The sequence below is a fragment of the Methylophaga sp. UBA2496 genome (assembly GCF_002341635.1).
Lineage (GTDB): Bacteria > Pseudomonadota > Gammaproteobacteria > Nitrosococcales > Methylophagaceae > Methylophaga.
Genome location: NZ_DDOK01000006.1, coordinates 1 through 9820, shown reverse-complemented (window position 1 = coordinate 9820; position 9820 = coordinate 1). Strand labels below are relative to the sequence as shown.

Annotated in this window: 7 protein-coding genes; 3 read left to right on the top strand and 4 right to left on the bottom strand. The window is 47.5% G+C overall.

Features of this window, described 5'->3' with window-relative positions; all coding sequences use genetic code 11:
- Positions 1-79: 79 nt before the first annotated feature.
- From B2W60_RS09825 to purE, 3 genes are read right to left on the bottom strand one after another with little or no spacing between them, the layout of a single operon-like run.
- The gene (locus B2W60_RS09825) at positions 80-355 is read right to left on the bottom strand and encodes a SelT/SelW/SelH family protein (RefSeq protein WP_278389116.1); all 276 of its coding nucleotides are present in this window, start codon (positions 353-355) and stop codon (positions 80-82) included.
- Positions 355-1485, bottom strand: coding sequence for a 5-(carboxyamino)imidazole ribonucleotide synthase (locus B2W60_RS09820; RefSeq protein ID WP_292362670.1), 1131 nt, complete (start codon positions 1483-1485; stop codon positions 355-357). Before B2W60_RS09820 ends, B2W60_RS09825 begins: the two co-directional genes overlap by 1 nt.
- Before the next feature lie 13 nt (positions 1486-1498).
- Positions 1499-1993 carry a 5-(carboxyamino)imidazole ribonucleotide mutase gene (purE, locus tag B2W60_RS09815; protein WP_278389119.1) on the bottom strand — a complete coding sequence of 165 codons (495 nt, stop codon included), beginning with the start codon at positions 1991-1993 and terminating at the stop codon, positions 1499-1501.
- A 234-nt stretch (positions 1994-2227) separates the two neighbouring features.
- Between purE and gltB the strand changes: the two genes are divergently transcribed.
- The 3 genes from gltB to hemE all read left to right on the top strand — a co-directional run bounded on the left by gltB (position 2228) and on the right by hemE (position 9607).
- Positions 2228-6718 carry a glutamate synthase large subunit gene (gene gltB / locus B2W60_RS09810; protein ID WP_292362669.1) on the top strand — a complete coding sequence of 1497 codons (4491 nt, stop codon included), beginning with the start codon at positions 2228-2230 and terminating at the stop codon, positions 6716-6718.
- A 24-nt stretch (positions 6719-6742) separates the two neighbouring features.
- Positions 6743-8149 (top strand): FAD-dependent oxidoreductase, encoded by a 1407-nt coding sequence (locus B2W60_RS09805; protein ID WP_292362668.1) that lies wholly within the window; start codon positions 6743-6745, stop codon positions 8147-8149.
- 393 nt (positions 8150-8542) lie between these two features.
- Positions 8543-9607, top strand: a complete 1065-nt coding sequence (gene hemE, locus B2W60_RS09800) for a uroporphyrinogen decarboxylase (protein ID WP_292362667.1) — start codon at positions 8543-8545, stop codon at positions 9605-9607.
- Between the two features lie 59 nt (positions 9608-9666).
- Here hemE and B2W60_RS09795 read toward each other — a convergent pair.
- The coding region (locus B2W60_RS09795; protein WP_292362671.1) for an integrase core domain-containing protein at positions 9667-9820 on the bottom strand (154 nt) is incomplete at its 5' end.

Genomic DNA, 9820 nt, shown 5'->3' with positions numbered 1-9820 from the left:
CAACCTTATTTAGGACGGGTCATAAAAATAAAAAAGGGACGTGAAAACGTCCCTTTTTTTATTCATTCAAACCCGGTTATTACTTTTTTCTATCAGAATGACCTAAATCCTGTTCCGGAGCAATGACATCACGAACACGTTGTTTTAGTTCGGTAATATCAGGAAAGCGGCCTTCCTGTTTTCTTGACCAGACCAACGCATTATCTGCCGTTACTTCAAAAACGCCACCGGTAGCCGGTTTAAGCGTTAATTCTGCAATCTCACCGTCAAAAGTGCTGAGCAGTTCCTGGGCCATCCAGGCGGCCCGCAACATCCAGCGACATTGTGTGCAGTAGGTAATGGTTATGTTATGCATTAATCAGCTTTAATGGCTTCAAAAGTTTGACTGGCCAGCTCCATTGCCTGGGACGCGTCGGCAGAAAGCACATTAAAGTGACCCATTTTCCGACCAGCGCGTGCTTCTTTTTTTCCGTAAAGATGCAGCTTTATATCAGGCTGAGCAAGCAGTTTATCCCAGTGTGGCTGGCTATTGCCCCAAACATCACCTAGCAAATTAATCATCACTACCGGCGAAATTAATTCCGCATTTCCGGCAGTAAGCCCGCAAAGCATCCGAACTTGTTGTTCGAATTGAGATGTGCGACAGGCATCCAGTGTGTAATGTCCGGAATTATGCGGCCGTGGTGCAATTTCATTGGCAATGATATCCCCTTGTTTGGAGACAAAAAATTCAACTGCCATGGTGCCAACATAACGAAGGCCTTCAGCAATTGTACTGGCCATTTCAATCGCCGTTTGCTGAAGTGATTCTGCCGCAATACTTGGCACGGTAGTCGAGTGCAAAATACCATTGATATGCACATTTTCAGCTACTGGAAAAGCGCTGATCTGCCCGTCCTGACTACGCGCCAGCACAACGGATATTTCACGTTCCAAATCGATTCGTTGCTCCAGAACGCATTCTTTTTGGCCTAAGGCCTCGAAAGCCTTATGGACAGCCTGTAAATCTTCACAAACAATCTGACCTTTACCGTCATAGCCAAAGGTTGCGACTTTCAGGATCGCCGGGAAGTTGATCTGGTCACCGATGCTGGCAATATCATCAGTGCTGTTAATACTGACAAACGGCACGGTGGCAATGCCCTGGGCACGAATAAAGCTCTTTTCAACATTACGGTTTTGCGTACTGGCCAGGGCGGTTGAGGAGGGATGGACAACGGTGCGTTGTTCCAGAAAGGCTAATGTGCTGGCAGGAATATTTTCAAATTCGGTTGTAATTGCAGCGCAACGTTGCGCAAGCTCAGCCAGGGCGGAGTCATCTGTGTAGGCAGCACAAATATGCTCGTCGGCAATAATTCCTGCAGGACTGTTCTTATCGGGATCCAACACAATAACTTTGTAGCCCATGGTTTGTGCTGCAGTCGTAAACATGCGGCCTAATTGACCGCCACCCAGCATTCCTAATGTTGCTCCTGGTAAAATCATTACATCCTCAGTTTTATGCTAGTGGTGGAAGTGTCATATCCAAGACAGCCTGGTACTGGTCTTTACGAAATTGTTCTAATTTAGCCGCCAACTTCTTATCGTGAATTGCTAACTGGGCAATAGCGAATAATGCAGCATTAGCGGCACCAGCTTCGCCAATTGCAAATGTGGCAACAGGTATACCTTTAGGCATTTGAACAATTGATAATAGAGAGTCCTGACCTTTTAGATAACGCGATGGAACCGGAACACCAAGAACCGGAACTAAGGTGTTCGCTGCGAGCATGCCGGGTAGATGCGCGGCCCCACCGGCCCCAGCAATAATGCAACTTAGCCCACGTGATTCGGCGGTTTTGGCGTATTCGGTGAGTAGATCGGGTGTACGGTGAGCAGAAACAACTTGGGTTTCGTAGGCAATGCCAAAAGCATCAAGTTGTTCCACGGCTTTTTGCATGACAGGCCAGTCACTATTACTACCCATCACTACGCCGACCAGTGGTTTGTCCATTGTTAGTCCGATTGTATTGTCAGAAAAGCAGTGCATTTTAGCTATTTTATTGAAAATAGGAAAATTTACTGCAGTTAGTTGCTGTCTAAAAAAAGCAGCTAGAATTGAATGGTGTCGGATCAATCGTTATACTAGGTGATCCTTTCTGCCGTGTTTTTGTGCGACGCTCCTCAGTTTAGACATAGCTGTGCCGGTTTTACCACCGGAATGGAGCTGCGACGGCGCTAACAAACGATGAAGGTATGTGACGTGAGTCAGCCAACAGAACTAACACAAGGTCTCTACAGACCTGAATTTGAGCGCGATAACTGCGGATTCGGACTGATTGCTCAGATGGATGGTAAACCCAGTCATTGGCTTATTAAAACAGCCATTGAAGCGCTGGGCAACCTGACCCATCGGGGCGCAATTGGTGCGGATGGCAAGACCGGTGACGGTTGTGGTTTATTGCTTAAAAAACCAGACAGCTTCTTTAAAGCTATTGCGGAAGAACTCGGTTTTTCGCTGGCGCAACGCTATGCGGTCGGTATGGTTTTTCTGTCACAGGACGACAATAAAGCACAGTTAGCGCAGGATGCTGTTACCGAAAAGCTCACCGAACAGGGTCTGCAAGTCATAGGCTGGCGTGAAGTGCCGGTCGATGCCGAAACGGCTTGTGGTGACGAGGCTTTGCGTTTGCTGCCGAAGATGCGCCATGTATTTGTGAATGCTGGCGAGTCTATGGATGACGCCACATTTGAACGCAATCTCTACATTGCACGCCGTAAAGCTGAAAAAGCCATCACTGACGATAAAGACTTCTATATCCCCAGCCTGTCATCACAAGTGGTTTCTTATAAAGGTCTGGTGATGCCGTCCTATCTGCCGGTTTTCTATAAAGATCTCAGCGATGAGCGTATGGAAACGGCTATATGCGTATTCCATCAACGTTTTTCTACCAATACCTGGCCGCAATGGCGTTTGGCTCAGCCTTTCCGTTATCTGGCACACAATGGTGAAATCAATACCGTTCAGGGTAACCGTAACTGGGCCTTGGCTCGTGGCGCAAAATTTGCGACCTCACTTATTGAAAACATGGAAGACATCCGACCTTTAGTTGGAACAACCGGATCGGATTCATCCAGCATGGATAATATGCTGGAAGCCTTATTGGCGGGTGGTGTCAGTATGTTCCGTGCCATGCGTTTACTTATCCCACCTGCATGGCAGAACGATCCAACTATGGATGCCGATCTGAAAGCCTTCTATGATTTTAATTCCATGCACATGGAGCCATGGGATGGTCCTGCCGGTGTGGTTATCACTGATGGTCGTTATGCCGCATGTACATTGGATCGCAATGGCTTGCGTCCAGCACGTTATGTGATAACCAAAGACCGTCATATTACGCTGGCGTCTGAAGTTGGTGTTTACAACTATCAACCGGAAGATGTTGTGGCGAAAGGCCGTCTGAAACCAGGCCAGATGCTGGCGGTTGATACTCAGACTGGTGAATTGTTGATGCCGGAAGATATCAACGAAATGCTGAAAACCGCTCAGCCGTATCGTGAATGGCTGGATAATAATCTGCAACGTTTGCAGGATACCCAGGACGATGATCAACACACATTGCCTGAGATTCAGGGCGATGAACTTGAAGTGTTTGAAAAAATGTTCGGTGTCAGCTTTGAAGAGCGTGATCAGGTCATTCGTGTTTTAGGTGAGCTGGGTCAGGAAGCAGTCGGTTCAATGGGTGACGATAGCCCGTTTGCCGTCATGTCACAAAAAGCCCGTTCGTTATATGACTATTTCCGTCAACAGTTCGCGCAGGTCACCAATCCACCTATTGATCCATTGCGTGAAAACATTGTTATGTCGCTTGAGACCTGTATTGGTCAGGAACGTAATCTGTTTGAAGAAGGTGAAGATCACGCACAGCGTGTTGTACTGGATTCTCCGGTACTGACCGAGAAACTGTTTAATCATATCCTCAGACTGGGTGATAACGACCCGGAATATAAATCTTATCGTATCTCGTTGAATTACCAGCCGGAAATCGGCCTGGAAAAAGCGATTGATGCGATTTGTGCTGACGCAGAAAATGCGGTGCGTAACGGCAATGTGGTAGTGATCCTCAGCGATCGGGATATTTCCAAAGACACATTACCGGTACATGCCCTACTGGCAACTGGTGCGGTGCATCAGCATCTGATTAAAGCCGGTTTGCGTTGTGATGCAAATATCATTGTAGAAACCGCGACAGCCCGTGATCCACATCATTTCGGTGTGTTACTCGGCTATGGTGCTACAGCGATTTATCCCTATCTTGCTTATGCCTGCCTGCAGGATCTGCGTGCCACCAAGGAAATCCAAAACGTTGAACATGCCGAACTTTGCCGTCTGTACCGTAAAGGTATTAACAAAGGGCTGTTCAAAATCACCTCTAAAATGGGTATATCAACCATTGCCAGCTATCGCGGAGCGCAATTGTTTGAAATCGTTGGCTTGAATGATGTGGTTGTGGATAAGTGTTTCACTGCTACTACCAGTCGGGTAAATGGAGCGGATTTTCAAGCATTACATGCAGATCAGTTGCAATTGGCTAAACTGGCCTGGAATCAACGTAAAAAACGTGACCAGGGTGGCCTGCTGAAATTCATCCATGGCGGTGAATATCATGCTTATAACCCAGATGTTATTGGCACATTACAGAAAGCTGTTCAGGGTGGCAGTTACGATGACTATCAAACCTATGCTGCGTTAGTTAACGAACGGCCGGCGATGGTGTTGCGCGACTTGTTGGATGTCAAGCTAGCCGATACGGCATTAGATATTGAAGAAGTTGAAGATACCGGCGCGATTCTGAAACGTTTTGACAGTGCTGGTATGTCTTTAGGCGCTTTATCGCCTGAAGCGCATGAAGCTTTAGCCATTGCGATGAACCGTTTAGGCGGTCGTTCCAATTCGGGGGAAGGTGGTGAAGATCCGGATCGTTTTGGTAACGAGCGTGTTTCCAAAATCAAACAGATTGCCTCAGGCCGTTTTGGGGTAACACCGCATTATTTGGTTAATGCCGAAGTTTTACAGATCAAAATTGCTCAAGGTGCTAAACCAGGCGAGGGGGGGCAGTTACCGGGTGGCAAAGTTAATCAGATGATCGCTACGCTGCGCCATTCAGTGCCAGGCGTAACATTGATCTCTCCACCGCCGCATCATGATATCTATTCGATTGAAGATTTGGCTCAGCTGATATTCGATTTGAAACAGGTTAATCCAGATGCGCTGGTCTCTGTGAAGCTGGTTTCTCAGGCGGGTGTTGGCACGGTTGCTGCCGGTGTGGCAAAAGCTTATGCAGATTTGATTACCATTTCCGGTTATGACGGTGGTACCGGCGCGAGCCCGTTAACTTCGGTGAAATATGCCGGTGGTCCTTGGGAGCTCGGTTTAAGCGAAGCGCATCAGACTCTGCGTGCCAATGACTTACGTGACAAAGTACGTCTGCAAACAGACGGTGGCCTGAAAACAGGGTTGGATGTCATCAAAGCAGCCATTCTCGGCGCGGAAAGTTTTGGTTTCGGTACCGGACCAATGGTCGCCTTAGGTTGTAAATATCTGCGAATCTGTCATTTGAATAATTGTGCGACCGGTGTTGCAACGCAGAATGAAAAGCTGCGCACACAGCACTTTATCGGTTTACCACAAATGGTAATGAACTACTTCCAGTTTGTAGCTCGTGAAACCCGGGAGTGGTTGGCTAAACTGGGCGTGCGCAGTCTGCAGGACTTGATTGGTCGTACCGATTTGCTTGAGGTCTTGCCGGGTACCACTGCCAAACAGCGTGGCCTGGATTTGCAACCTTTATTGTCGAACGCAGGTGTTCCTGAAGATAAACCGCAATTCTGCCTTGAGCCGAAAAATGAGCCTTATGATAAAGGTGAATTGGCTGAGCAGATGGTGTTGGATATTAAAGACACCATAGTGAACAAAACGGGTGGTGAATTCAGTTACAGTATTCGTAATATTAATCGTTCGATTGGTGCGCGGTTATCCGGTGAAATTGCCAAACTTTATGGTAATTACGGCATGATTGATAAACCGATACGCCTTCATCTGACCGGGTCTGCCGGACAAAGCTTTGGTGTGTTCAATGCGGGTGGTCTGGAAATGCGCCTTGAAGGTGATGCCAACGATTATGTCGGTAAAGGCATGGCCGCAGGCAAGCTAACTATCTATCCGTCACCTGAAAGCGACTTTGAAACGCAAAATGCCAGCATTATCGGTAACACTTGTTTGTACGGCGCTACTGGCGGAGAGCTTTATGCTGCCGGTAAAGCCGGTGAACGGTTTGCCGTGCGTAATTCCGGAGCGATTGCTGTGGTTGAAGGTGTTGGCGACCATGGATGTGAATACATGACTGGCGGCGTTGTTGTTGTGCTGGGCGAGACCGGGCTGAATTTTGGTGCAGGCATGACCGGTGGTCTGGCCTATGTACTGGATGTGGATAACACTCTGGCGGAACGTTATAACGAAGAGCTGGTTGAATTGGTGCGGATCGATGGTGACGAAATGTCAGAAGCCGCTTTGCATCTAAAAGGCCTTATTGAAGACCATGTGCGTGAAACCGGTAGTGTCTGGGCGCACCAGATTCTGGATCGTTTTGAACAGGCGATTAAAGAGTTCTGGCTGGTCAAACCCAAAGCAGCGTCATTGGATGGTTTATTAAAAATTGCCACCAAAGCGGCCTGATACAACTGGTAAAACTATATAACGATGAAAAAAAATACGTTTCAATTTTTAGATGTAGGTCGAGTTGACCCCAAAAAACTGGATGCAAGTGTTCGCAAGCAGCAATTTGGCGAAATATACGGGCAATTTGATGCGCCACAGGCAGCAGAACAGGCTGACCGCTGTTTAGAGTGCGGTAATCCTTATTGTGAATGGAAGTGCCCGGTACATAACTATATTCCGAACTGGCTGAAACTTATCAGTGAAGGCAATCTGGAACAGGCTGCTGAATTGGCCCATCAAACCAATACGTTGCCTGAAATCTGTGGTCGTGTTTGCCCACAAGATCGGTTATGTGAAGGTGCTTGTACCCTAAATGACGGTTTTGGTGCAGTCACCATTGGCTCAGTGGAGAAATACATTACCGACACTGCTTTGTCACAAGGCTGGCGTCCGGACTTATCCAATGTGGTGGATACTGGTAAGCGCGTGGCGGTGATTGGTGCGGGACCTGCCGGTTTAGGTGCTGCGGATGTATTGGTACGTAATGGTGTTAAGCCTGTAGTGTTTGATCGCTATCCAGAAATCGGTGGACTGCTGACATTTGGTATACCAGAATTCAAACTGGAAAAAGAAGTTGTTAAACGTCGTCGTGAAGTATTGGAAGGTATGGGAGTTGAATTCCGCCTGAATACGGATGTGGGTAAAGATGTCGAGTTTGATGCCTTGCTGGAAGAATATGATGCTGTTTTCCTCGGTATGGGAACCTACACCTATATGAAAGGTGGCTTTCCGGGTGAGGAATTACCGGGTGTCCATGAAGCTTTGCCGTATCTGGTCGCCAATAATAAAAAACTATTGGACTTGCCATCAGAAAACTATGTATCGCTTGAAGGTAAGCGAGTCGTTGTTCTGGGTGGTGGTGACACCGCAATGGATTGTAATCGTACGGCTATTCGTCAAGGTGCGACCAGTGTTATCTGTGCCTATCGTCGTGATGAAGAAAACATGCCGGGTTCACGTCGCGAAGTAAACAATGCACGTGAAGAAGGCGTTGAGTTTATGTGGAACCGTCAGCCGATTGAAATCATTGGCGATGGCAATAAAGTCACTGGTGTAAAAGTCGTCACCACAGCACTAGGTGAGCCTGATGAACGTGGACGCCGTCGTCCTGAACCAGTACAAGGCAGTGAAGAAATTATCGCTGCGGATGCAGTCGTTATCGCCTTTGGTTTCCGTCCAAGCCCTGCGCCATGGTTTGAAAAATTTAATGTCAGTATCGATGATGGTGGCCGTGTTGTTGCTCCCGCTGAAGGCGCCTGCGCTTACCAAACCACTAACCCGAAAATATTCGCTGGTGGTGATATGGTGCGCGGTTCTGATTTGGTCGTAACTGCTGTTTGGGAAGGTCGACAGGCAGCTGAAGGTATTCTTGAATATCTGGAAGTTTAACTCTCCAGTTTTATCTGAACACGTGGCAATTTTATCGCACTGAGTTGGTCATACTCGCTTGAGTCTGATCTCTCAGTGCGATTTTGTTTCTGAGTTAGGGCTTGTTTATCTTTCATATCCGCCTCTGTTGTGAGCTGAAAAAGCGTCAATCAAGGCACGAGGAGCGCCTTTTAGTTATTCTAAATAAGCGACGAGCAACGCAGAGTGACGCTTTTTCAGTCACAACCCGAAGGGCTGGGGCTATTTTTGCGGCCGCCTGCGTTGTCAATCACTTATGTAGGGTGGCTACACTGCGTGCTTTCCGCCTTGTCGGACACAAAAATAGCCGCCAGCAGTGGTGGATATGAAAGATCAACAAACCCTAGTAATTGCCATAAATAAAAAGGTGGTCCGGTGTCCGAATTAAAAAATGATCGTTATCTTCGTGCTTTATTAAAGCAACCTGTCGATAAAACCCCGGTTTGGATTATGCGTCAGGCTGGTCGTTACTTGCCTGAATACCGGCAGGTACGCGAAAAGGCCGGTAATTTTATGACATTGTGTACCACGCCGGAACTGGCCTGTGAAGTTACCTTGCAGCCCCTGCGTCGCTTTGATCTTGATGCTTCGATAATCTTTTCTGACATTCTCACTATTCCTGATGCTATGGGGCTGGGGCTGCATTTTGTTACCGGAGAAGGCCCAAAATTTCACAAAACAGTACGCAGCGCAGCAGAAGTAGCCAATCTCAGCGTACCGGATATGGAGGATAGTCTGGGGTATGTGATGGATGCCATTCGCATGACCCGTAGGGAAATTGATGGCAAGGTGCCGTTAATTGGTTTTAGTGGCAGTCCCTGGACACTGGCGTGCTACATGGTCGAGGGAGGTTCGAGCAAGGATTTCGCTAAAATCAAAGCGATGATGTTTGATACGCCACAAGTGATGCATGATTTGTTATCAGTTCTTGCCAAGTCAGTAACGGCTTACTTAAATGCTCAAATCGCTGCAGGTGCTCAGGCCTTAATGTTATTTGATACTTGGGGTGGGGCATTAAGTGGACCAAATTACAGAGAGTTTTCGCTGGCCTATATGCAGCAGATCATCAGCGGCCTGACCAAAGAAAATGAAGGAAGACGTGTGCCGGTAACGATGTTTACAAAGGGGGGTGGCCAATGGCTAAATCATATGGCCGAAGTCGGGGCCGACGCATTAGGCCTGGACTGGACGACCGATATCTCATTGGCACGCTATCAGGTGGGCGATAAAGTGGCCTTGCAGGGCAATATGGATCCCTGTGTGTTATATGCTCAGCCTGAACGCATACAAACGGAAGTAAAAGAAATTCTGAAAGCCTATGGTCATGGAAGTGGCCATGTATTTAATCTGGGGCACGGTATCCACCCTACGATTAACCCGGAGCATGTAGCTGCATTAGTGGATGCCGTACATGCTGAAAGCGTCCAGTATCATCAGTAATTTGTTGAGTTTTAAAACTTTCAGTGTCTTGTCCTGAAATAAGTTGACACTTATTTCGATTAAAACGCCCGATGCACCGCATCGGGCGTTTTGTATTTTAGGGCCATGTGCGGCCGCCTATGATTGTATAGCTGGATGGACTGTTTAACCATCATCGCCGCCTCGTTAAGATCTTTGGGTATTTGTAGAATATATTCATTCTTCAAAATACCA